General features: G+C 37.4%; 20 protein-coding genes. 19 read left to right on the top strand and 1 reads right to left on the bottom strand.

Annotation, left to right across the window (positions count from 1 at the left end; all coding sequences use genetic code 11):
• The first annotated feature begins 22 nt into the window (after positions 1–22).
• Positions 23–3388 carry an EAL domain-containing protein gene (locus QKW49_RS06410; protein WP_282866726.1) on the top strand — a complete coding sequence of 1122 codons (3366 nt, stop codon included), beginning with the start codon at positions 23–25 and terminating at the stop codon, positions 3386–3388.
• A gap of 193 nt (positions 3389–3581) precedes the next feature.
• Here the strand turns inward: QKW49_RS06410 and ablA are convergent, their stop codons facing one another.
• On the bottom strand, positions 3582–4844 hold the full coding sequence (gene ablA, locus QKW49_RS06405) for a lysine 2,3-aminomutase (RefSeq protein ID WP_282866725.1): 1263 nt from the start codon (positions 4842–4844) through the stop codon (positions 3582–3584).
• Between the two features lie 545 nt (positions 4845–5389).
• On the opposite strand from ablA, the gene QKW49_RS06400 reads away from it, so the two are divergent.
• From QKW49_RS06400 to QKW49_RS06320, 18 genes are all read left to right on the top strand, one after another.
• Positions 5390–7312 (top strand): sigma 54-interacting transcriptional regulator, encoded by a 1923-nt coding sequence (locus QKW49_RS06400; protein ID WP_282866724.1) that lies wholly within the window; start codon positions 5390–5392, stop codon positions 7310–7312.
• Between the two features lie 453 nt (positions 7313–7765).
• Positions 7766–8809: a tripartite tricarboxylate transporter substrate binding protein gene (locus tag QKW49_RS06395; RefSeq protein ID WP_282866723.1), complete on the top strand. Its 1044-nt coding sequence runs from the start codon at positions 7766–7768 to the stop codon at positions 8807–8809.
• An 82-nt stretch (positions 8810–8891) separates the two neighbouring features.
• Positions 8892–9350 (top strand): tripartite tricarboxylate transporter TctB family protein, encoded by a 459-nt coding sequence (locus QKW49_RS06390; RefSeq protein WP_282866722.1) that lies wholly within the window; start codon positions 8892–8894, stop codon positions 9348–9350.
• A gap of 21 nt (positions 9351–9371) precedes the next feature.
• Positions 9372–10862 (top strand): tripartite tricarboxylate transporter permease, encoded by a 1491-nt coding sequence (locus QKW49_RS06385; RefSeq protein WP_282866721.1) that lies wholly within the window; start codon positions 9372–9374, stop codon positions 10860–10862.
• 22 nt (positions 10863–10884) lie between these two features.
• The gene (locus QKW49_RS06380) at positions 10885–12057 is read left to right on the top strand and encodes an amidohydrolase family protein (RefSeq protein WP_282866720.1); all 1173 of its coding nucleotides are present in this window, start codon (positions 10885–10887) and stop codon (positions 12055–12057) included.
• Between the two features lie 374 nt (positions 12058–12431).
• A complete protein-coding gene (locus QKW49_RS06375; RefSeq protein WP_282866719.1) occupies positions 12432–14336 on the top strand; it encodes a sigma 54-interacting transcriptional regulator in 1905 nt (634 codons plus the stop codon).
• Between the two features lie 445 nt (positions 14337–14781).
• Entirely contained in the window at positions 14782–15813 is a 1032-nt protein-coding gene (locus QKW49_RS06370) for a 4-hydroxythreonine-4-phosphate dehydrogenase PdxA (protein WP_349239087.1), read from the top strand.
• A gap of 123 nt (positions 15814–15936) precedes the next feature.
• A complete protein-coding gene (locus QKW49_RS06365; protein WP_282866718.1) occupies positions 15937–16977 on the top strand; it encodes a tripartite tricarboxylate transporter substrate binding protein in 1041 nt (346 codons plus the stop codon).
• Positions 16978–17129: 152 nt separating this feature from the next.
• Positions 17130–17558: a tripartite tricarboxylate transporter TctB family protein gene (locus QKW49_RS06360; RefSeq protein ID WP_282866717.1), complete on the top strand. Its 429-nt coding sequence runs from the start codon at positions 17130–17132 to the stop codon at positions 17556–17558.
• 54 nt (positions 17559–17612) lie between these two features.
• A complete protein-coding gene (locus tag QKW49_RS06355; RefSeq protein WP_282866716.1) occupies positions 17613–19118 on the top strand; it encodes a tripartite tricarboxylate transporter permease in 1506 nt (501 codons plus the stop codon).
• A 26-nt stretch (positions 19119–19144) separates the two neighbouring features.
• Complete coding sequence (locus QKW49_RS06350; RefSeq protein WP_282866715.1) at positions 19145–20056, top strand: TIM barrel protein; 912 nt, start codon at positions 19145–19147, stop codon at positions 20054–20056.
• Positions 20057–20081: 25 nt separating this feature from the next.
• Positions 20082–20909 (top strand): sugar phosphate isomerase/epimerase family protein, encoded by an 828-nt coding sequence (locus QKW49_RS06345; protein ID WP_282866714.1) that lies wholly within the window; start codon positions 20082–20084, stop codon positions 20907–20909.
• A gap of 26 nt (positions 20910–20935) precedes the next feature.
• Positions 20936–21598 (top strand): aspartate/glutamate racemase family protein, encoded by a 663-nt coding sequence (locus QKW49_RS06340; protein WP_282866713.1) that lies wholly within the window; start codon positions 20936–20938, stop codon positions 21596–21598.
• 228 nt (positions 21599–21826) lie between these two features.
• Positions 21827–22714 (top strand): ATP-binding protein, encoded by an 888-nt coding sequence (locus QKW49_RS06335; RefSeq protein WP_282866712.1) that lies wholly within the window; start codon positions 21827–21829, stop codon positions 22712–22714.
• Positions 22715–22956: 242 nt separating this feature from the next.
• Positions 22957–23652, top strand: a complete 696-nt coding sequence (locus QKW49_RS06330) for an AAA family ATPase (protein ID WP_282868077.1) — start codon at positions 22957–22959, stop codon at positions 23650–23652.
• 96 nt (positions 23653–23748) lie between these two features.
• Positions 23749–23904, top strand: a complete 156-nt coding sequence (locus tag QKW49_RS26000) for a hypothetical protein (protein ID WP_349239086.1) — start codon at positions 23749–23751, stop codon at positions 23902–23904.
• Entirely contained in the window at positions 23889–24062 is a 174-nt protein-coding gene (locus tag QKW49_RS25995; protein WP_349239085.1) for an MFS transporter, read from the top strand. The genes QKW49_RS26000 and QKW49_RS25995 overlap by 16 nt, the downstream gene beginning before the upstream one ends.
• Before the next feature lie 221 nt (positions 24063–24283).
• Entirely contained in the window at positions 24284–25297 is a 1014-nt protein-coding gene (locus QKW49_RS06320; protein WP_349239084.1) for a LacI family DNA-binding transcriptional regulator, read from the top strand.
• Positions 25298–25358 lie beyond the last annotated feature (61 nt).

Genomic DNA, 25358 nt, shown 5'->3' with positions numbered 1-25358 from the left:
ATTAGCGAAAGGGTTCGAGTTTATGGAGACAAAACGTTTCAGAATAAATATGATTCAAAAAGTGTTTATATATCTTTTTGCAGCTTGTATACTTCCTATACTTTCATACGGATTGTTTGCATATCATAAGACCAACGCCGTCATACATGATCAAATTAGTAAAGCTACTTATGGTTTAATGGAAAATCAACAGAAGAATCTTGAGTTAATCATGCAAAACATTCAAAGCTTAATTATAAGTATATCCAGTCTCGATGAAATTAGGAACGTTCTGGTAAGTGAATATAGTGATAGTGCTTACAACAAGCTTATTGCTCAAACTAAGATAGGGTACATATTGAGTGGGTATTCTAATCTTAAAGGTGTGGTGTCAATTGATTTGTTTTCGATGGACGGTATACATTATCATGTGGGCGAAACCTTAGATTATAAGAATATTAGAACAGATTTGAAGGAACGTCTTATTGATGAGGCTTTGACATCAAATAAAACGGTTGTCTGGAATGGAATAGAAGATAACATGAATTTAAATTCTTCATACAAAAAGGTAATTACCGCATCCAAAGCAATCAAAACAGTTGATGCAATAACGATGAAAGAAAAAGTCATCGGTGTGATTATTGTTAATTATGATGTGGATGCTTTTACTGAAAATATCGGAGGAAGTACTTTACCGGAAGGGGTTTACCTTGTCATTGATGATAAAAACCGTATTGTGTATCATCCCGATAAGAATATGGTAGGCAAGGAAGTTAATCCGGCATTCATAGAGAAAGTAAATAAAATTTCCGATAGTTTTATTGATAGCATTAATGGCGAAAAAATGATTGTAACCCATATTAAATCAGATAAAAGCGGATGGAAGACGGTAGTCCTTATTCCGTATAGTGGAATAAGAGCAAAGACAGCAGCCATCAGCAATAATATGATTTTATTAGTAACCGTATGTTTTCTTATGCTGATCTCGTTTGTAGTATGGATATCAAAAAAATATTTATCACCGGTAAAAAGGATAACAGAGTTATTTAAGCAATTTCAAGAAGGTAATATAGATTTAAATAATCAATTGGATAGTGATTCAAATGATGAAATTGGTGAACTGATTATCTGGTTTAATGCTTTTCTGCAAAGTATGAAAGAAAAAAAGAGTATGGAAGAAGAGATTGTTAAACGAGAAAAGCTATTGAAAGGTATTGCGGATGCTACTAATATATTACTGGAAACTACCAAGTATGATATGGCTTTTAATGAAGCGCTCAAGATACTTGGCGAAATTACCGGGGTGGATAGAGTATATATTTTCCAGAATTACAGAAGAATGGATACTGGAGATTTATTGATGAGTCAGCGTTTTGAGTGGTGTAGGGAAGGGATTGAATCGCAAATAGATAACGAGGAGCTGCACAATCTTTCTTATATCAATGCCGGGCTGCTTCAGTGGTATCAGATTTTGTCTTCCGGTAAAACAGTCAGTGGTTTGGTCAGTAGTCTTCCTGATGCCGAACAAGAGGGGCTTAGATCACAAGGAATATTATCCATATTAGCGGTTCCGATATTTATTGACAATGAATTTTGGGGGTTTATAGGATTTGATGACTGTTCGATAGGTCGGATATGGTCAAAAATTGAAGAGGATACCCTTAGAATCGCTGCAACAAGTATTGGAAGTGCATTCAAACGTATACAGGCTGAAAATGCGCTGCAAGAGATATTAAAAGATGATTTCAAGAAGACAGTTCAAAATTTGCAGAATCTTGTTTTCAAGCTGGAGAAAAACGATAAAGGCGATGCGGTTTTCACGCTTTTTGAAGGAAAGATCGCTGCTGAAGTAAGATTAAATACCAGTGCAGTGTTTGGGAAAACGTCGGAAGAAATATTTTACAATGAGACGGCGTATTATTTTAATACAAATATTGCTAAGGCTTTTGAGGGCAAAGTAAGCAGTTTTGATGTGAAATTAGGAGCAAGGATTTTTTATACAACTCTCTCGCCGATTATGGAAAATGACATTGTAAATGAAGTTGTGGGTTCTGCTATCGATATTACGGAACAAAGACGTGCAGAAGAAAAAATCAGGTATATGGCATATTATGATGATTTAACCGGTCTGCCTAACAGGATCTTCTTTAACGAATGTCTCAGCAATGCGCTAAAGTCTGCTGAGAATAATACTCATAGGAATATGATGGCAGTACTGTTTTTAGACCTTGATCAGTTTAAACTTATAAATGATACATTAGGACATGATGCCGGAGATGTTTTGCTTAAAAAGGCAGCTGAGAGGCTAAACAAGACTGTAAGCGATGAAGCTATTATCTCACGTATGGGCGGGGACGAATTTACTATTTTGCTTTCGGAAGTAAGTTGTGAGCAGGATGTGGTTACATTTGCTCAGAAAGTGCTTGAAATTTTTACACACTCGTTTGTGATAGATCAGAATGAGTTCTTTATTACCACCAGCATTGGGATCAGCATTTATCCACAAGATGGGCAAGATATGGAGAGTCTCTTAAAAAATGCTGATATTGCGATGTATAGAGCGAAGGAAAAAGGGAGAAACAGCTTCCATTTTTACGCACCAAATATAGATGTGTTTTCAATGAAGAGATTGAATATGGAAAAAAATCTTCGTATGGCAGTAAATCAGCATGAGTTCTTACTGAATTATCAACCAAGGTTGGATGTAAAAACCGGAAATGTATTAGGTTGTGAAGCTTTAATAAGATGGGAACATCCTGTGTTAGGAATGATTCCGCCAAGTGATTTTATTCCTCTTGCGGAGGAAACAGGTTTGATTGTACCAATAGGAGAATGGGTATTAAGGACAGCCTGCTTACAAAACAAACGATGGCATGATACGGGATATGCACAATTAAAAGTATCTGTGAATATTTCTGCCAAGCAGTTTCAGTATGAAAATATTGTTCAGAGTATTTCAGACATTTTAAAGGAAACGGAGCTTAGTCCGGAATATTTGGAATTAGAAATTACTGAAAACTGTATTATGCAAAATACTGACAGAACCATAAGCATCATCGATGATCTTAAAGCGATTGGTGTTAAGATTTCTATCGATGACTTTGGAACAGGTTTTTCATCCATGTCATATTTAAGACGCTTTGCTGTGGATAGCTTAAAGATTGATAAAGCATTTATTGATCATATTAGCTCAAATTCCAGTGATGCTGCCATAGCTTCCGCAATTATAAATATGGCACATAGTTTGAGGTTGGAAGTAGTAGCTGAAGGAGTAGAGACGGAAGAGCAACACCAATTGCTGAAGTCATTTGGATGTGATGAAATACAAGGCTTTTTATACAGCAGGCCTTTAAGCACAGAGAATTTTACCCATTATCTGCAGAACAGCAGGTCTATAATGACTAGATAAGCACAAATGAAACTAGCGGGATGTTTTTTGAAGTTCACTGACAAATAAAGTGCTCTTGTAGGGGCGAACTTTGGTCGTCCGTAGTGATATTCTATGAGATTCACGGACGGCCAATGGCCGCTTCTGCAGATGTTGCCCGTTAGAACAAATTTTGTTCTTAATGAGTAATGAGCACTTTATCCGTTCTGTATCATCAATTCCATTCATTACGTCTTTTAGTCCGGTTATTTGACCTGGGGATGAGGCTTAACTTTTTCTCTCTAAAAAGCTTTTCGATACCGGTTACAGGTTCACTGTCATATTGCTTGCAGTAATCGCAATGGTGACACTCACTGTCTTTTTCTTCCGGTTCGGTATACGCGCAAATAACGCCTTCATAGTTGCGCAGAATCACTTTGTTTTCAGACTGCGATATTAGGTACTGAGGGCTTACAGGAATTTTACCTCCACCTCCGGGTGCGTCAATAACATAGGTAGGAACTGCAAAACCGGAGGTATGCCCTCTAAGCAGTTCAATGATTTCAATTCCTTTTCCTACCGGGGTTCTAAAATGTTCGATGCCGGACGATAAATCACATTGGTATAAATAATATGGGCGTACACGCATTTTTACTAATTCATGCATTAGTTTTTTTATGATATAGGGACAATCATTAACTCCTTTTAATAAAACTGTCTGATTGCCCAGTGGTACACCCGAGTCAGCAAGTTTTGCACATGCTTCTTTTGTTTGGGGAGTTATTTCTTGAGGATGGTTAAAGTGGGTATTTAACCATACCGGATGATATTTTCTTATAATGCTGCATAGGTCATCGGTGATTCTTTGGGGTAAAACAACGGGTGTTCTCGAACCAAAGCGGATAATTTCAACATGTTCAATTTTTCTGAGACTGCCTAGAATAAATTCTATGGTTTCATCATTTACCAGTAAGCTATCACCACCTGAGATCAAAACATCTCGTATTTTGGAAGTTCTCTTAATATAGTCGATAGCTGTTTGCAGGTCTTTTTTTGGCATGCTGTTATCAGTTGACCCTGCCATTCTGCGGCGGGTACAATGGCGACAATACATGGAGCATTGATCAGTAATCAAAAACAATACCCTATCGGGATATCTGTGTGTAATCCCCTTTACAGGAGAATCGCTTTCCTCATGAAGCGGGTCTTCCATATCGCACCGAGCCTCTTCTACTTCAAAGGCCAATGGAATAGCTTGCTTTCGGATAGGGCTTTCATGGTCGTGCGGGTCGATGAGCGTGGTATAATACGGTGTAATCGCCATGCGAAGGGTCTCAAGGCACCGGATAATCCCTTTTTCTTCGCTTTCGGTAAGCTCTACTACCTGACGTAATTGTTCAACAGTGGTAATTCTATTAGCAACCTGCCATTTCCAATCATTCCATTGACTTTCGGATACATCTTTCCATAGTGAAATATCTTTATAATTTCTCTCCATAAAGAACTCCTTAATTTATAATAATATCATTAGTTTTCCTTAGAATGGGCTTGATTATTATATAAAAAAATTAAGCCGTTTGGGTTAGTTATAATGGTTAGTTGATATATAAGACAGACTAGCATTATGTTGAATTGTGAATATCTATTAACCCATTTTATCTGTATAGATAACGAACTTTAGACTTGTAATTTGCCAACTTATATATCACGCTAACAGTTAAAATTTCGTAGGGGCGGACGACTCTGTCCGCCCGCAGATACAGCAATAGTACAGCGGGTGGACAGGGTCGTCCGCCCCTACAATAAAAAGCAGATATATTAAAACAAGAATTAACATATTGATCAATAATAACTTTAAAGTTTTTTATCTATATAGATTGAAAAGGGCCGGAGATTGTTTGTGCGCTGTCAGCATGGTATAATATTGACTGTAAAGTGTAATATGTAAGTAAAACCAAATCAATTCGGTATATTTTCCATACTCAGTCTAACAAGACATAAAAAGGTTATATTTTAACTAAAGTCGTTAAAGAAGGAGAGAAAATGATTCATATTATTTTTTTTTCACCCTATAAGGAACTTAGCACAGTCATTGAGCAAGTATTTTCCGAACGCCCCGATAAAAATGAGATCACTTATGAAGTAATTTTAGATAGCTTCAATAATACATTAGAGTTTGGTATCCATGGAGATGTCATTATTTCCAGAGGGTTTACAGCAAGTGCGTTAAAAAAAACCGACATCCCTAATGCAGAGTTAAAGACATCGGGTTATGATGTTATTACTGCTGTGGATAGATGTTTAAGTAAACATCCATATAGACGAATCGCAGTTGTAGGGGCATTTAATATGGTGTATGGCTCGGAAAGCATGAATAATGTGTATAGAAATGTAACAATCACCAGCTATTCTACAGAAAAAGAGATACATTTGAGGGATATTGTAAAGCAAGCCATTGAAGAAGGTGCACAAGTTATTGTAGGAGGATGTTCTACTGTAGCAATTGCAAAAGAATATAATATACCGACAGAGTTAATAGAATCCGGGAAAGAAGCAATTAATAATGCTATTGATGAGGCGATTCGTACCGTTTTAATTACCAGGAAAGAAAAACGGAAGAGTAATGAAATTGCAAATATTTTAAATTATTCTTTTCAAGGGATTATATCTACTGATAAAAAAGGGTTTATTACGCTGGCAAACAATTATTGTATGTCTATCCTAGCAAAGAATGCGGTGACTATTGTAGGAGAAAAGGTAATAAAATATTTTCCTAATATACCGCTGGAGGAAGTAATAGAAGCAGATAAAAAAATACTTTCTGAAATATATAGAATTAACGATATGATGCTTATGGTTAACTGTGTGCCTATAAAAGGAAAAGGTGAAAATGTCGGAAGCGTGGTCACTTTTCAAGATGTTACGAAAATACAGGAAGAAGAAGGAAAAATACGTAAGAATATATATAAAAAAGGATTTGTAGCAAAGTATAGTTTCGGCAATATCATATACAAAGATAAGATGATGCAAGAAACGATTCGTATAGCAAAAAGATTCAGCGATTCTGATTCCAATCTTTTAATATTCGGTGAAACCGGTACAGGAAAAGAATTGTTTGCACAAAGCATACATAATGATAGCAGAAGAAGGAATGGTCCTTTTGTCGCTATTAATTGCGCAGCTTTGCCTGATGAATTATTGGAAAGCGAGTTGTTCGGTTATGTGGAGGGAGCCTTTACCGGTGCGGCAAGAGGAGGGAAGGTAGGTTTGTTTGAGATTGCTCATAAAGGGACTATATTCCTGGATGAAATCGGCGATATTTCGCCTAAGCTACAAGGAAGGTTGCTAAGAGTTTTACAAGAACGGGAAATTATCCGGTTAGGGCATGACCGGATCATCCCCATAGATGTAAGAGTAATTTCTGCTACTAATAAAAATCTTCACGAAGAGGTAAAAAAAGGTAATTTTCGCCAAGACCTTCTTTATCGTTTGGATGTGCTTAAGCTTTCGGTTTTTCCTATAAGAGAACGCAAAGAAGATATTGTACATTTGATAAATTATTATATCACCGCTGAGCGGGAAAAAACCGGATGTATCTTGAAGGGGTTGGATAAAGAGGCGCAGGCGATGGCTGTTTCGCATAACTGGATGGGCAATGTGAGAGAACTCAGGAATTTCTGTGAGCGGATTTGTGTATTGTGTGAAAATGAATACGCGAGCGCCTGGGATGTAACCAATGCGTTAGGAATATATCATGATGGTGATACAGAGATGATTAAAATAAAAGCTAGTGATCCGAAGCCTGTTGACAGTGTTTCCGATATTTTGCAGGAAACAGAAAAAGAAATCATTTTGGCGGCACTAAAGTCTCACAACTACAATAGAAAACAAACGGCTGAGTCTTTAAATATAGATAAAAGTACGCTATGGAGAAAAATAAAAAAATATCAAATTAATATAGGATGAAGTTTTTACTGGAATGGTTGAAGCGTTATAACAGAAGGAATGTCTTCTGTTATAACGTTTTGTTTATTATGCACAAAACTAAATGAAGGTAAACTGAAGCACTTATGCAATATGGAGCGTGTAACTATGCAATAATATGATTGTATATATGCAATCGTATCTGGTTAAGTATGTAGGATGAAAATTTATACGTGAACTATATTTGTATATGTTGAACATAAGTTTAAATAAAAATTTGTTATATTTATACATAAAAACATTTAAAAAGAAAAACCCAATTTAAATGGCATAATATTTGCAATATAGTAGTGTGAAGCAGAGGGTAGGCCTCGAAGTGTGAGGCATAAAATATCCTTGATTGAATGGTGGTTACACACCGGATCATTCAATCAATAAATCTATTTGAATTCAAATAGATTCATACAAATTATTTATTATTATAGGAGGAGAAAGATGATGAAAAGAATGATGGCAGTTATTCTGGCGGCAACAATGGTGATGTTTTTTACGGCATGCGGGATTGGTGCAGGCAGCAAGCAAGGTGCTCCTGCGCAAGATACTTCTGCGAATCAAGGGAATACAACAAATGTAGCAGCTAAAAGTGAAAGTAAGTATCCTGAAACTACTATTAAAATGATTGTTCCTTTCGGTGCAGGCGGAGGTGCAGATATTTCCATACGTATGATCTCTAAATATGCTGAAAAGCATTTGGGCCAAAAAATAGTAGTTAACAATGTAACGGGTGGAAGTGGTACTGTTGGTTTGACACAATTAGCTGATTCAAAAAATGACGGCTATACCTTAGGATATTTTGCATCTACCAACTCGAACGACAATTTGCTATTTGAAGGCATTTCTTATAATGCGGATTCTTTTACTCCTATTGTAGAAATTGCTGCTGATCCGCACATTATCGTTGCAAGTAAAAAATCCGGTATAACAAATATCGAACAACTTATTGCGAAAGCAAAAGAGAAACCGGGTGAGATGACATTTGGTATCGGTGGCGCGTGGACGAGTTGGGATTTCTTAAAAATTAAGCTGGAAGAACAAACAGGAATTAAAATGAAAAGAATGGTATTCCAAGGTGGGGCGGCAGCAATCAATGCGATAGCAAGCGGTGACTGTGATGTTGCAGTACCATTCGTATCGGAAGCTCTCCCTCAAATTCAAGCGAGCAATGTAATTCCAATAGCTATCACTAGCTCTGAAAGATTTGAACTAGCTAAGGATATCCCCACTGTTAAGGAATCGGGATTGGATTTTGAACATACGATGTGGAGAGGAATTGCAGCCCCTGCAGGTGTGTCAGAAGAAGTTGCAAGTGTCCTTGCGGATGCTTTCAAAGCAGCCTATGATGATCCGGAATATCAAAAAGAGGCTCTAAAAGCAGGGATGTTCTGTCAATTTAAAGGTGGAGATGATTTTAAAGAATTCTATCTGGATAATCACGAAAAATATAAAGCGATGATAGAAAAAACGGATCTATCCAAATAAAGGATTGTACTGATTTTACAAGAAAGTTAAAAGTGCAGGCTTGATGCCTGCACTCTTCATTGAAGTAGGGGGGATGGGCTATATGAAGAAATCATATACGGAGTTAAGTATTACAATAGGTGTTTATGTTGTGCTTGCAGCGTTCTATTTCCAAATGTCAGACGTGCCGGCTGAAGCCCTGGGATATCCAAAGTTCATGCTTGTTGCCAGTGCAGTAATAAATACCATGCTTTTTATTAGAGGCGTTTACATGGTAAAGAAAGAGGAATCAACAGATATAAATCAAGATTTAAAAAAAATGATAATGACGATTATGATCTTTATTGCAATGATGGGAATTTATATTTTTTTAATTGAAAAAATCAGCTATATAGCATCTACGATGTTTTTCATTTTTGCTTCTCTCAAATTTTTGAAGGTTAAATCGCGGACCATGCTAATCTCATTGCCTATATGTATGACGTTCTTAGTATATTTTATATTTACCAGATTATTGATGGTTTCTCTTCCGATAGGAACATGGTTCTATATTAACTTATAAGAAAGGTGGGAAATGTGAAAGATGGAAAATATTCTTTTGGGATTAACGCATGTGTTTCAGCCATATAACTTGTTAATTTGTACGGCAGGTTTATTTATTGGTGTGTTGTTTGGTGCATTGCCGGGATTTTCTGCAACGATGGGCGTAGCGGTATTTGTTCCGTTTTCTTATGTAATGGAGCCTGAAGCGGCTTTGTTGCTCTTAAGCAGCATATATTGCGGCGGCGTTTATGGAGGATCCATTCCTGCGATACTTCTAGGTATCCCGGGGACGCCTGCGTCGGCGCCTACTTCGTTTGACGGACACGCACTTACATTAAAGGGAGAGTCGGGGCGTTCGTTGGTGTTATCAACTTTTGGCTCAACCATTGGCGGCTTTTTAAGCGCAATTGCTCTTCTTTTGTTTTCGCCATTACTTGCTAAAATTGCGATCATGGTTGGCCCACCCGAGCAGGTTATGATTGCAATTTTCGGCTTGAGCGTTGTATGTATGCTATCCTTCGGAAATATGCTGAGGGGTGTTTTGGTTGGATTTCTTAGTCTGTTAATTGCGACAATAGGCCAAGACCCAGTTTTGGGTTTTCCTCGGTTTACAGCAGGCATATATCAGCTTACAGGTGGTTTGGCGGTAGTTCCAGTATTGATCGGTATTTTTTCACTTCCGGAGGTGCTGAAAATGCTGGAAGAGCCTGCGGGCAAACTGGTAGAGGCTAGCAAGGTGAGCAAAATGACGTTGAAAATTTCCGATATTTCCGGGAATATCATAAATTTCATTCGGTCTACTTTGATTGGTATAGGCATCGGGATTATTCCTGCGGCAGGTCCGGATATTGCATCCTTTCTATCGTATAATGAAGCGAAAAAGGCTTCTAAAAAACCCGAGGAGTTTGGACGTGGGTCTATTGAAGGTATTATTGCAGCAGAAACGGCAAATAACGGTGTGACGGGTGGATCTTTGATTCCTCTTTTGACTTTGGGTATTCCCGGAAGTGCTCCTGCGGCGATTTTTCTTGGCGCTATGATCATACATGGTTTGAGACCGGGACCGATGCTGTTTACCGAAAATGCGGCAGTAGTCTATACTTTGTTGATAGGCTTTGCAGTTATTAATGTACTGATGTTTTTTGTAGGATTCCTTTATTGTAAGTGGGCAGGTAAAATCTTGCTAATACCTAAGTCTGTGTTAGCAACGGTCATTGTGGTTTTGGCGACCGTAGGCTCATTTTCTATTAATCAAAACATGTTTGATGTCCTTGTGATGTTTTTGTCAGGTGTTATCGGTTATATCATGGTAAAAAATGACTACCCTGTATCCCCTGTAACATTGGCGTTATTGCTAGGACCTATGTTAGAAGAATCTCTTACTTTGGTAAGTACGATGTATTCGGGTAATTATATGAGGATGTTTTTCAGACCATTAACAAGTATATTTTTCGCATTTACATTATTTTCTTTTGTATTTCCTTTTATTAAGAATATGATGGATGAGAAAAAAAGGGAAAAAGTGCAGTAAATTATTCATAGAGGAGAATAGGATGATGGGATATATTGGTTTATGTGCAGATACCGTACTGGTTGGTGGACATTTAAAAGCAATCCAGAATGGCTGTATTTTGATAAAAGACGGAAAAATATTGAAGGTACTGGCCGAAGAGGCGTTTTTAAAGGAAGATGTTAAATCATGTGAAATCATTGAACTAGGCAATGTAACCCTTATGCCGGGGATGATTGAATGTCATAACCATGTTGCTCTGGACGCGAGGGTTCCGGATCATTTAGAAATGATGAATGACAGTGAATGTGAATTGACCATCAGATCTATGAAGACTTTAAAAGACGATTTAATGTCCGGGGTTACCACTGCACGCTGCATGGGTGACCGGCATTATATCGATGTTGTTTTCAAGCATCAAATCCAAAAAGGTGATGTTATAGGGCCTAACCTTCTGGTGTCGGGGATTGGTATGAGAAGTGTACACGGACATGGTTATGTTGGAATGGGCCATGCCGGTGTAGAGGAGTTTAGAAGGACCGCGAGAGAAAATATGGCAAAGGGAGTAGATTTGCTGAAAGTATTTGTAACCCCGGGAATGCCTTCTGTAAATAGTAGTTTTATACCTCATTTTCTTACTGTTGATGAAATCAAGACTGTTGTTGAAGAGGGAAAAAGCATGGATTTAAAAACTGCAGCGCATTGTATCGGCGGGCAGGGTTTAAAAGACTGCATAGAAGCGGGCGTAGATGTGATAGAACATGCATATGCTGCCACCGAAGATGACATCGAATTGATTGAAAAAAATAACAGGTGGGTCAATCTAACGTCAGGAATCTTTATGGATCCAAGCCGAGAAGCTTTTTGTTCGAAACAAAGCGTTCTAACCATTCGGAAGTTAAGAGAAAGTACGATACGGTGCCTGGAAAAGGTTGTGAAAAGTAATGTGAGATTTACTCTTGGTACTGATGCGTATCATACTTTTCTTTATAGAGAAGTGGAATACGCTGTAAGTCTGGGGGCGGATAAGTTGACATCCTTAAAGGGCGTGACTGTTAATGCGGCAGAAATGTGCGGTATCTCTGATAGAACTGGAAGTATATCCGAAGGTCTAGATGCGGATATTATCGCTGTGAAAGGAGATCCTCTTGAAGATGTATCTGTGCTTGCGAATGTGAGCTTTGTTATGAAAAATGGCCATATTTATAAGCGGTAAAATGGTTTATCTGATGTTAATGATGTGTTATTTATTAATATGTACTGCGTTTTTATTCAAAAGCACAGCATTATTAGTTTGCTTCTCTCCTAGGGACAAATGGGTAATGCTGTGATTTTTTGCAAAGACTTTTGAAGTAGTCAATATGCACTTGTATGGGAATAAAATAGTATTGATAAGAAATTTGTTATACGGTAATATGTATATAAACTACTGGGGGGAGTACTGGAACAATTTGCATGCCTATAGGAGGTTGTGAAAAAGTCCAATTTCCGAACGATCAAGCACTTTTTCGCATCCTATAAGATGATATGACATAAGATGTCTATAAAACTCCCGCTAGTTGTATCATATATAGAAGGATGAGTACAATTATGATTAAAGTAACGTTCATAATCCCATATAAAGAGATTGAAGCAAAGGTTAAAAGCTATTTAAAAGAAGTGGAAGATGAAAAAATTATTTTTGAGACCGCGCATATCTTGGGAACGCAAGAAACCTTTTTAAAACAATGCAGTTCGGATATTGTTGTGGCTAGGGGTATTACTTATCTGGCTTTTAAGAAAAATTTAAAAAATGTTTCTGTTATTGAAATAGCTGTGACGGGTTATGACATTATTACTGCAGTCAATGAGTGTAAAAAGAAGTATAACACCAAAAAGGTCGCGATTATTGCTTCCGAATCCATCATATATGAAGTAGACAGTCTGAAAGAGATTATGGGGATTGATATAGAAGTTTTTAAGATAAAAGATGAAGAAGACATTGAAGGTGCTTTGAAAACTGCGCAAACACTCCGTGCTGATGCGATTGTGGGAGGTTTGACCACGTGTAATATGGCTGAGGAAATGGGATGGAATTGCATACGGATTAAAACAGGAGAAGAAGCAATAAGAAGGTCTATTAAAGAAGCTTTAAATGCTGCTTACGCTACCCGGTTGGAAAGAGGAAAGGCTGAACTTGTAAATATTGTACTCGATAACGCGAAGGAAGCGATTGTTGCTTTCGACCAAGATGGGATTATAAACAATTTTAATAGAGCAGCATATAGGACATTGAACATTCCTTTAAATAGAAAGGTCAAAGGACAAGCGATTAAAGAGATTATCCGCGATTCGGATTTGTTGGATGTCATGAAGACGAAGCAGGAAGAAGTAGGTATTATAAGGCCCATTAACGGGACGATGGTAGTATGTAACTGGGTTCCTATAAAAGTAGAATCTCAAAATGTAGGATTTGTATGCACTTTTCAAAATGTTGATAAGATACAGGATATTGAAAGCAAAATAAGAAAAGAATTAAATAATAAAGGACTGGTAGCAAAATATACCTTTGGAAATATTATCGGAAATAGTAATGCGCTCAATAAAGCAAAACAAATTGCGTATAAATACAGCCAGGTAGACTCTAATATTTTATTGGTGGGAGAAACCGGTACAGGAAAAGAATTGTTCGCGCAGAGTATTCATAATGCAAGTAAAAGGACGTTGCAACCTTTTGTTGCGATTAACTGTGCTGCGGTACCGGAAAATCTGCTTGAAAGTGAGCTTTTCGGATATGCGGAAGGTGCCTTTTCCGGTGCTGCCAAAGGCGGAAAGGTAGGTTTGTTTGAACTTGCGCATAGGGGGACTATTTTTTTAGATGAGATTAGTGAACTGCCTCTTAATCTTCAAGCCAAACTGCTTAGAGTATTGCAAGAGAGAGAGATAAGAAGGATCGGTGATGATAAAGTAATACCTATTGATGTGCGTGTTATATCCGCAAGTAATATTAGTTTAAAAGAAAAAGTTAAGAATGGAGATTTTAGACAGGATTTATTATACAGGTTGGATGTATTGAACTTCAAAATACCTCCTCTGCGGGATAGGGAAGAAGATATTATTGATATTGCGAGATACTATATCGAAAAATATTGCAAGGAAACACATAAAATATTACCTGTGATGACGAAAGAAGCGACAGATGTATTAAAAGCATATAGCTGGCCGGGGAATATTCGAGAGCTTAGAAATATTTGTGAGAGACTTATGGTCCTAACAGATACGAACTGTATTGCGCGGGAAGATGTAGCGGAGTTATTGGATGTTGACGATGCACAAGTACAAATAAAACAGGCTATTACAGATAATATATTGGAAGATTCGGATCAACTTATTGATGATGAGGTGAAAGAACTGCTAAGATTAAAAAAAGTGAAAAAAAGAAGTAAAGAAGATATAGCAAAAGCATTAGGCATTAGCAGGACTACTTTGTGGAGAAGATTAAAAGAAAAATCTTAGAAATCCTTGTTATTTTAAAATTGATATTGTGCAGAATTGGTTTGCAATATTTAGGGAGATTATAGATGTGAGAGAAAATAGAAGCAAAAAATGGGGCATTACACTATAAGTGATCCTTTTGGAAAAAAGTAAATAGTAAAAAGTAAAACAAAAATGAAACAAAAATGAAACGGATAATGTTTAAAATTTGTTTCATTTTTTTGTTTCATAGTAATGGTTATTAATATATTCTATTTATTCTTCCCTAAAAGTCTATAAAATATTATTAAAAAAATAAAAGTAACTACCTTATTAATGCAAGAATTCTTATGTGTTTAGTGATAAAAGACAATAAAAATCGATTGTTTTGTGATCGTTTAATAAAATTGGCATAGTTATTGCTTATATAATAGTGTGTAAGAGAAAACGGTCTAGTCATTAGATAAGGGAAGGAGAAAATTGAATAATGAATAATACAAATGTGGGCAATAAACCTATCCTTGCTATACTCCTTGGTGATGCGGCGGGCGTAGGGCCTGAAATTGTAGCAAAAATTGCCGCGAACGGGACATTGCAAAACTACTGTAATCCTGTAATTATAGGGGATTTGAGAGTGCTTCAAATGGGGATGAAAGTATCGGGGGTAGAGTTCCCTTGTAGGGTTATTGACAGTGTCGAGGATGCAGACTGGAGTCAAGGGATTCAAGTGTTGGATCAAAAGAACTTAAACCCGGAAGAAATAAAAATCGGCGAGGTGAATCCTATCTGCGGTAAGGTAGCAGGGGATATGTTAATCACTGCCATCGATCTTTACAAACAAGGGAAAATCCATGGTTTCTGCTTTGCTCCATTAAATAAAGCAGCGCTTAAGTTGGGAGGACATGATTTTGAAAGTGAGCATACACTTTTTGCGCATCATTTTAACTGGACAGAACCTTTTGGAGAAGTCAATGTGCTTGATAACTTATGGACATCCCGTGTAACCAGCCATATTCCTATAAAAGAAGTAAGTGATAAATTGACTGCTGAGAATATTATGAGGGCAATAAGATTAGCAGATAAAACATTAAAGCGTGCGGGTATTGAAAATGCACGATTAGGAATAGCAGCTCTCAATCCGCATGGTGGAGAAAACGGCCTATGCGGAACAGAAGAAATCGATGTGATCGGACCGGCGATGAAGCAAGCGCAACAGGAAGGGATTAATGTGATAGGTCCTTATCCGGCAGATATTCTGTTTATCAAAGCCTTTAACGGTGAGTTTGATGCGGCAGTTACCATGTATCATGACCAAGGTCAGATTGCAATGAAGCTGAAAGGTTTTGAATTCGGAATTACCGTTGCGGCAGGATTGCCGGCACCTATTGTGACTGCGGCCCATGGGACAGCCTATGATATTGCAGGAAAAGGTATTGCTAAGACAGGTGCATTGGAAAATGCAGTAAAAATGGCGGCTAAGATAGCTGAATATGATAGAGTGGCAATGGAAGCTAAATAACGGCTGAATATTTATGAATACTATTGTTAAATCATTATGTTAAATTTTGTACTTGTTTAGAAATGATTTAAACAAGCAATTTAACATAATATTTAAAAATAAATTTATTGAGGAGGACGTAAGATGAGAAAGATTGTAAGCTTAGTAGCAGTGGGGATGTTAACCTTAAGTTTGTTTGCAGGGTGCGCTCAAAAACCGGATGTTAAGACCGAAGAGCCTGCAAAAACAGAACAACCCGCAAAGACAGAAGAACCTGCAAAAGCGTGGGTGCCAGAGAAAGAGATAGAATTTGTGGTACCATCCAGTGCTGGTGGCGGTAGTGATTTGAATGCAAGAACAATAGCGGATTTAGCACAAAAGAATAATTTTACACCGAAGAGCTTTATGGTTGTTAACAAGCCTGGCGGTTCAGGTGCGGTATCATTCTCATATGTCTATGGTAAAAAGGGTGATCCGAATACATTAATGATACTTCACTCAGGACAGGTTATGAGTGCAATTGTTAACAAATCTCCGGTTAAGGCAGATATGTTGACTTATGTCGGTACAGTGGCTGTTGATGAGTTGGTTTTTGCAGTTAAGAAAGATAGCAAATACAAAGATATTGAAAGCATTATCAAAGCAGCAAAAGAAAACCCGGATACCGTAAAGATTGGTGGTTCTCAGCGTGGTAACGGTGATCATCTTTCATTTTTAATGTTTAACAAAGAAACCGGATCAAAAGCTGCTTATGTACAGTTTAACAGTTCTGGAGAAGTAATGTCTTCTTTATTAGGTGGACATATTGATGTAGGAATCTTCAATCCTGCAGAGAGTAATTCACAGATTCAAGCAGGAGAGCTTATTCCGGTTGCATCATTTTCCAGCGAAAGACTTAGCGGTGTATTCAAAGATACGCCTACCTTTAAAGAACTTGGATATGATAAACTTGAGCTAAGCGAAGTAAGAGCAATTGCCGGCCCGCCGAATATGTCTGCAGAAGCGCTTAAGTTTTATGAAGATTTATTGAAGAAAGTCACAGAAACCGATGAATGGAAGCAAAATTATATTGAAAAAGGCTTTATGACCAACAAATATTTAACAGCTGAAGAAACAAAGAAATTCTTTACTGCACAAAGCAAGCTATATGAAGAGATGTTCTCGGAAGTTGACCTTTCAAAATAAACATTGATGAACATTTTTAGCATCTCAAAATAGTAAAGGTATTTAAGAATCGAATGAGAAGTGCCGCAATTACTAAAGATAATAGCAGCGCTTCTCATTTGATGATATAATTGTATATTGATATGAATACTTTATAGGAAGGAGGGTCTGAGTTGAAAAAGTTTTTCCCTGCGCTTTCAGTAATTATAGGAATATATTGTGTTTACTCAGGTTTGTTTGTTTATGAATTATGGGTTAGAAGAGGTCCTGGAGGAGGTTTTATGCCCGTGCTGGGTGGGGGATTGGCAATTATTTTCGGGATTATGGCTTTTATAGCGAATTCAAAAGACAAATCACCCAGCGGGTTTTCCTGGAAAGCTTTTATTCCGGTAGCAGCACTGATCGGATTGATATTGGGTTCTTATGTATTTGGACTGATTATTTCTATTGCAATTTACATTTTTTTATGGCTCAAATTCATGGAAAAGTACAATGTAGCTAAGTCGGTAGTGACAGGAGTTACATGTGCGGCGATATTATACGGTATTTTTGTCGCATGGTTGAAAGTTCCTCTTCCTTCAGGAATATTTGAATTGTTATAGAGATTTAAAATATGATTGAATATAAATTTTTATAGAAAGTAGGCTAAAAAGAATATGGGTAATCTCGAATTTTTAATGGATGGATTGATTACAGCATTGGGCTTCCAGAATCTTTTAGCTGCTATTGTTGGAGCTTTTCTGGGGCTTATTGTTGGGGCGATGCCAGGGATTGGTTCATTGGCAGGAGTAGCCCTGCTGCTTCCCCTTACCTTTAAAATGGATCCAACCACCGCAATTATAATGCTGGCAGCTTTATACTATTCAAATATGTATGGTGGTTCTTTCAGTGCTATTTTATTAAACATTCCCGGGGATTCGCCGGCCGTTATGACTTCATTGGACGGATATCCCATGAGCCGTCAGGGGAAAGCGGGAAAGGCACTTTTTACTGCCAGTGTCTCTTCTTTTATCGGAGGTACGATTGGTATCATTATTCTTACATTTTTAGGGCCGGGACTCGCCAAAGCCGGTTTGTCTTTTGGATCACCTGAGCTTACGTGGCTGATTATTCTAGCGCTCACGTCTATAGGATGGCTGCTGGGAGATGATCCGAGCGGAGGACTTTTAGCGACTGCAATAGGGATTTTGCTTGCAACGGTCGGCGTTGATAAAGCGCTGGGAATTCCAAGATTCAGTTTTAACAGTGTTTATCTTTTCAGCGGTATTTCTTTTATTCCATTGGTCATTGGTATGTTTGGATTTGGACAGGTTATCGATATGGTGGTCAATAGAGGAAACTATAAAAATGAAGAAATAAAAAGACTAACCATTAAAGAAAGTATATTAGATAAGAGTGAATTTAAAAAAGTAGCACCGGTTGCAGCAAGGTCCGGGATTCTCGGTTGCTTTGTAGGGGTACTGCCCGGAGCGGGCGCTACCATGGCCGCATTCCTTTCGTATATCATGGAAAAAAGAATGGGGAAAAATAAAGATGAGATGGGAAATGGTGCGATAGAAGGTGTAACAGCTGCAGAAGCAGCGAATAATGGGGCCGCTATGGGTGCGTTTGCACCGCTTCTTTCACTGGGAATTCCAGGTTCTGGGACCGGTGCGGTACTTCTTGGAGGTCTGATGATGTGGGGACTCAATCCGGGACCGATGCTTTTTAAAGACAGGCCTGATTTTGTATGGGGACTGATGGGGTCGATGTATATCGGAAATATCATATGCTTGATTATTGCCATTGCATGTATTCCCATCCTTATGAGAGTAGTAAGTGTTCCGAATTCAATTATGATACCCATCATCTCGGCTGTATGTATTGTGGGAACATATTCTGTTAATAACAGCATGTTTGATGTAGGTTTTATGGTAGGCGCCGGTGTTATTGCATATTTCATGAAAATCGCTAAAATCCCTGAAGCACCGCTGTTGCTGGCATTTGTGCTTACACCAATGCTTGAAATGTATGTGAGACAGTCGTTTGATATGTCTGCAGGAAGCTTGAGTATTTTTGTTGGAAGTACAATATCCATTATATTGATGGTTTGTGTTATAGGTTTCTGTTTTGCTCCGGTCATTATGAAGGCTATCAAAAAGAAACAAGAAACAGTTCAATAATGTTGTGTGAATCAAGGAGGAAGTGCATGGAAAATATCAAGGATTATATGAGAATAGGAATTATTCAAAGTATGGCATTTCCTTCTTCGTTTAAAGATGGTCAAAGCCTTCTGGAATCATTCAAGAAGGTTGCTGCAGATGATTACTTTGATGTAGTTGAGATTGGGCATATCAAAGATAATAGTATTAGGGATGAAATTAAGAAAGTAATAGAGGTAAGTAAATTGGATGTATCCTATGCAGGGCACTCCAGGTTACTTTCTAATGGACTGAATATTAATGATTTAAATGAAGAAGGCAGAAAGAATGCGCTCGCAGCTTTGGAAGAAGGTATCGATGAAGCCTACGATATGAACGCGGAAAGTTTTGCGTTTTTAAGCGGAAGGTATGATGAAGACTGCAAAGAAGAAGCGCTGCAAGCGCTTATCCAATCTACAAAAGAGCTTTGCAGCTATGCGCAGCAGAAAGGCGGCATGCCGGTACTGCTGGAGGTATTTGATTATAATATTGATAAGAAAAGTTTACTTGGCCCTGTGGCTTTAGTGGAAAGATATGTAGCCGAAGTATCTAAAGAATACGATAATTTCGGGATTATGGTAGATTTAAGCCATCTTCCGATGTTAGGGGAAACTCCGAGACAAGCGATTTTACCAATTGCTAAGCATGTGAAGCATGTTCATATCGGTAATACGGTTATAAAGGATCCGTCTATGGAAGCTTATGGAGATGAGCATCCAAGATTTGGGTTCCCGAATAGTGAAAATAATGTAAAGGAAGTAACGGAGTTCTTAAAAGTGCTATTGGAAATAGGGTATCTGAACAAGGAGAATCGCCCTATTCTAAGTTTTGAAATAAAACCCAGACCTTATGAGGACTCTGAAGTGATCATAGCTGGGGCAAAACGTGTTTTAAGGAAAGCATGGTCTAAAGTTTTTTAATTATCATCTATAGGAGGTTAAGACTATGAAATTATGCTATCAGGTAGCAACGCCGGATGTTGCCATCTCTCCTGCCGTCACTGCTTTTCAAGGAGATTTGGAATATACCTTCGGCAGTTTAGGTGAGCTTGGATACGATGGAGTAGAGCTTATGACATTGAATCCGCTGCAGTTGGATTGGGACCAAGTGAAAAAAGAAGCGGAAAAGAATAAGCTGGATATTGCTCTTGTTTGTACCGGTGAGATATTCGGCCAGCTAAATCTATCTTTTATGGATAAAGATGCAGAGAAAAGAGCAGAGGCCAGAAAAAGAGTAAAGGAAATCATTGACTTTGCCGCACATCTTGGCGCTATCATCAATATCGGAAGAGTAAGAGGGCAATTTTGTAATGAACTGCCCCGGGAAGTCTCTTACGGATATGCCATTGAAGCCTTTAAAGAAATCAGTGACTACGGCGGGAAGAAAAATGTAAAAATCGCGTTGGAAAACGTTACTTTGATGCAGACTAATTTTATCAATACCATCGAAGAAGCTGTCAAAGTGGTAAAAGATGTTGATAACGAATACTTTAAAATCATGATGGATGTTTTCCATATGAATATCGAAGAAAAGAACATGTTCGAAATGATTGAAAAGTATGCGGAATATAATATACATGTACATTTGGCGGATAATAACAGAAGATATCCCGGACATTGCGGACTGGACTTTGAAAAGATTATCAATGCGTTTAAGCAAACGGGATATGACGGTGCTTTCTGTACGGAGATATTCCAGATACCGGATCAAGAGACGGCGGCAAGAGGTGCTATGGAACATCTGAGACCGATTTTAAATAAAATTTATAAATAACGATAAAATCGCAAGGGGGGAGAAGAGTGTATAAAGTATCTTTAATCCACACAGTACCTAGCGTTTATGCTACTTTCGCAGGTAGAATTAAAGAAGTAATAGACGATGTGAAAATCGTCAATACGGTGGATGAATATCTTGCTAGTGATCCCGCGGAAAAAGGTGAGTTCACCGTAAATAATATGAATAGGCTTCTATCCTTTATAAAATGTGCTGAGATGACAGAACCGGACGCTATCGTGGTAACATGTTCCACACTGTCGCCGACAGTAGAGAAAATCCGTCCGTTTATACAAACGCCATTGATCACCGTTGATGAAGCGATGATCAGAAAGGCGGCACAGATGGGTTCGAAGATCACTATTCTTGCTACAGCAGACAGTACATTGGAGCCCACCAAGAGCAAACTGATTTATGAAGCGGAAAAACTAAATAAGGAACTGGAAATCAGCTTGATGGTTTGTCCGGATGCCTATGTGGCAATTAAAGCCGGTGACCAGGAATATCATGATGAAATCCTTAAGAGAAAATCGCTGGAGATCAAGCAGCAGGATGTTATCATACTAGCTCAAGCGTCCATGGCTCATTTGGAAGAAGCGATCCAAAAGATATGTGGATGCACCGTGCTTTCCAGTCCGAAAATGTGTGTTGAGCAGTTAAAAGAAACATTATTAAGCAATAAAAATTAAATTTGTGTTTTCTATGTATATCATGATCGGCGTGCACGAAAAGATATCACAAGATAATATATCCTTAGTCCAAGTATTAGGCTAAGGATATTTGTTTTATCAGGGACATGTATTGATGAGTGTATATATAAATAAAATTGTATTGCTAAGAAAACTGCTATACGTTAATATATATATGAATACTAGGGAATAATATTCGGAAGATTTGTGTGTTGATGAGGTGATAGGATGAGTGGTATAGCAGGAAGCGGTTGTGAAGTAGTCATTCCTTTAGGTGAAAGGAAAACGCTTAAAGAAATTGAACGGAGCATCACGAAAACATATAAAAAGCATATATGGACGAGGTTTAATAAAGCAATTAACGATTTTAAACTGGTTCAGGACGGTGATAAAATTGCGGTGGCCCTTTCCGGTGGGAAAGACAGCTTACTGATGGCAAAATTATTTCAGGAATTAAAGCGCCATGGAAAGATCCAATTTGAACTGGAATTCATCGCGATGGACCCCGGATACTATGACAGCAATAGGACGATGTTAATGAATAACTGCAAGCATCTGGATATTCCGGTGCAGATTTTCGAGACGGATATTTTTGAGGTGATTGATGATATTGCAAGCGATTATCCGTGTTATCTGTGTGCAAGAATGCGGCGAGGCCATCTTTATGCCAAAGCGCAGGAGTTAGAATGCAATAAGCTGGCTTTGGGGCATCATTTTGATGATGTGATAGAAACCACCATGCTAAATATGTTGTATGCCGGTAGTTTTAAAACCATGCGGCCGAAATTAAAATCAAAAAATTTTAAAGGGGTTGAATTGATACGTCCCATGTATTATGTCAAAGAAGATGATATAAAACGTTTTACCAGTAGTAACGGCATTATGGCAATGAATTGCGGGTGTGTTGTGGCAGCACAAAAGACATCCAGCAAGCGCCGGGAGGTAAAGCAATTGATAAAAGCGCTGAAAAAAAACTTTAATGATGTGGATAAGTGTATATTCCAATCAGCCCAAAATGTAAACTTGAATTCCGTTTTAGGATGGGAAAAAGGCGGAAAGAAGTATTCGTTTTTGGATTTTTATGAAGAAGAGTCCGAGCAATCATTTGAAGAATAAAGAACTAGAGGATATTGTATTGCTCTAGGAGCTATCCAACGATATATCAGAATAAATTAGGATAGCATGGATAATACAATAGATGATTTTACCTTAAGCTGTAGTACACTTATAAAGAAAAATAAATTTTTTTAACATATTATAAATCGTTTAATTTGATATCGATATTATGATAAAATTTTGATATAAAATAGTGGAGGAGAATATTGAGATTATTGAGTGAAACCCAATATTTGCGTAGTATGAAATTATATAGAGAAAAATTGCATACTAATTCCGAGTATCCTTTTTGCTTGACCGCTGTTCGGAATTTACATGAGTTAGAATTTCATCCCAATGTCACATTTATTGTAGGTGAGAATGGAACCGGGAAATCAACGATTTTAGAGTCAATCGCGGTAGCATATGGTTTTAACCCTGAAGGTGGAACTAAGAATTTTAGTTTTTCATCTAATAATACCCATTCTGATTTATATAAACATATCAAATTAGTCAAAGGAATAAAAAGACCCAGAGACGGCTTTTTTCTCCGGGCTGAGAGTTTCTATAATCTCGCTACAAATATTGATGAACTTGAGGTTATTGAATCGTATGGTGGCGTTTCACTGCATCAGCAATCACATGGTGAGTCATTCTTCGCGGTGTTTATGAATAGATTTTCAGGGCAGGGATTATATATATTAGATGAACCGGAAGCGGCACTATCACCTTCTAGACAGATGGCTATGCTTGCAAGAATCCATGAACTGGTGGAGCAAGAATCTCAGTTTATCATTGCAACACATTCCCCCATCATTATGGCATATCCTAATTCAAGGATATTGCAGGTGGAAGAAAATTTTAATGAAGTGAAATATGAACAAACAGAACATTATCAGACTATGAGAACTTTTTTGAATAATACGGAGAAAATGTTGAAGATACTTATGGAGCCATAATTTTAAAGGAATTCTCATTAATCTGTAAAACGGTTTTAATATTTCTAATATAGCTTTCATTACAATTAAAAATAATAATGCTTTGAGGAGCTAGACATGAATAATATAAATGATCAAGTTAATAACAATCCAAACACACAAAGATATCTTGGCGATAAAGGTTTAGCGGTACTAATCGCATTTTTAAGTGCTTTTATTCGTTTATCTACCGATCTTTATCTTCCGGCATTGCCAGTATGGCAGAAAGTTTAGATTCGTCTTCAGGTCTTATAGACCTCACTATCATTCTCTTCTTTGTTTTTTATGCAGTTGGAACGCTTTTCTGGGGACCGTTAAGCGATAAATATGGACGCAAGAGAATATTAATGGTGGGGTTAGTCATATACACGGCTGCCACACTGTTTCACTAAAAATGATCTTGAAAAGCTAAATGCCAAAGAGCTTTATGTGGAATTTAGTCCGAAGGTAACACACTTCTTTTCTTTTAAAAGTAGAAAATATGCATAAAAATATACTTCTGCAATTATGCAATTTAATAAAATTAGTAAAAAAATATTATATTAGTTGACATTTTGTTGTAATTATTCTAAAATTAAATACGTGGAACCGGTTACAAAGGGAGAAGCGGATAATGGGTAAGAATAACATTACAATAACAGATATAGCTAAGGAGGCAGGAGTATCAAAAGCAACAGTGTCAAGGGTTTTAAATAATTCTGCAGCAGTTGATGAAAAAACTAGAAAGCATGTTTTGGATGTGATGAAGAAGAATCGTTATAGTCCATCTGCAACAGCAAGGAGTTTATCTAAGCAAGTTTCTTCAACAATTGGTGTAATTGTGCCAGAAGTCGATAATAATTTTTTTGGGGAGATGATTAGAGGTGTTATCGACATTACAGATAAGAATGATCTGACTCTAATTTGCTGTAATACTGATGACAGTGCAGATAAAGATTTAAAAGCTCTTGATATGTTGAAATCTCATAGGATAAGAGGCTTGATTTACGATCCGGCAATTGACTATTCAACAGATAAAGAAAAGAAAAAAGTAACTCAAAAATTAAAAGAACTCGGTGCCCCGGTAGTCGTTGTAGATAGGAATATAGGACTTAATCATGATGGGATTTTTTTCAATGATTACAAGGCCGTTTATGAGTCGGTAACGGCTCTGATTGAAAATGGACATAGAAAGATAGCTATAATAAATGGAACCCAGGAAAGAGTATTAGCAAGAGAAAGACAGCAGGGTTTCATGGATGCAATGAAAGATGCTGGTGTGACACTATGTGAAGATTATATATTTTTTGGTGACTATTCTATGGATTCAGCATATAACTTAACGAAAGAATTGTTAAAACTAAATGAACAACCAACAGCAGTAGTGACTTGTAATAATCAAACAAGTAAAGGGTTCTTAAAGGCTATTTATGAGGTAGGGAAAAAAGTACCCAAAGATTATACAAATATTGCTTTGGATAAAGTCGGAATGTTAAATATCTTAGGGATTCCTTATGATTATATTGAGAGAAATGCCTATCAATTGGGAAAGAAAGCAATGGAATTATTGATACAAAGAATAGCATTTCCAGAAATGCCATTGCAGAAAATAATTCTTGAAGCTCCATTTATGCGTCAGACATTTTAGACGCATAAATTTTTACTCAAAAATGGAACCGGTTACATTAATGCGGTTTGAAACAGAACGA

The sequence above is a fragment of the Petroclostridium sp. X23 genome (genome assembly GCF_030013905.1).
Classification (GTDB): domain Bacteria; phylum Bacillota; class Clostridia; order SK-Y3; family SK-Y3; genus X23.
This window is presented reverse-complemented; position numbering and strand designations above follow the sequence as displayed.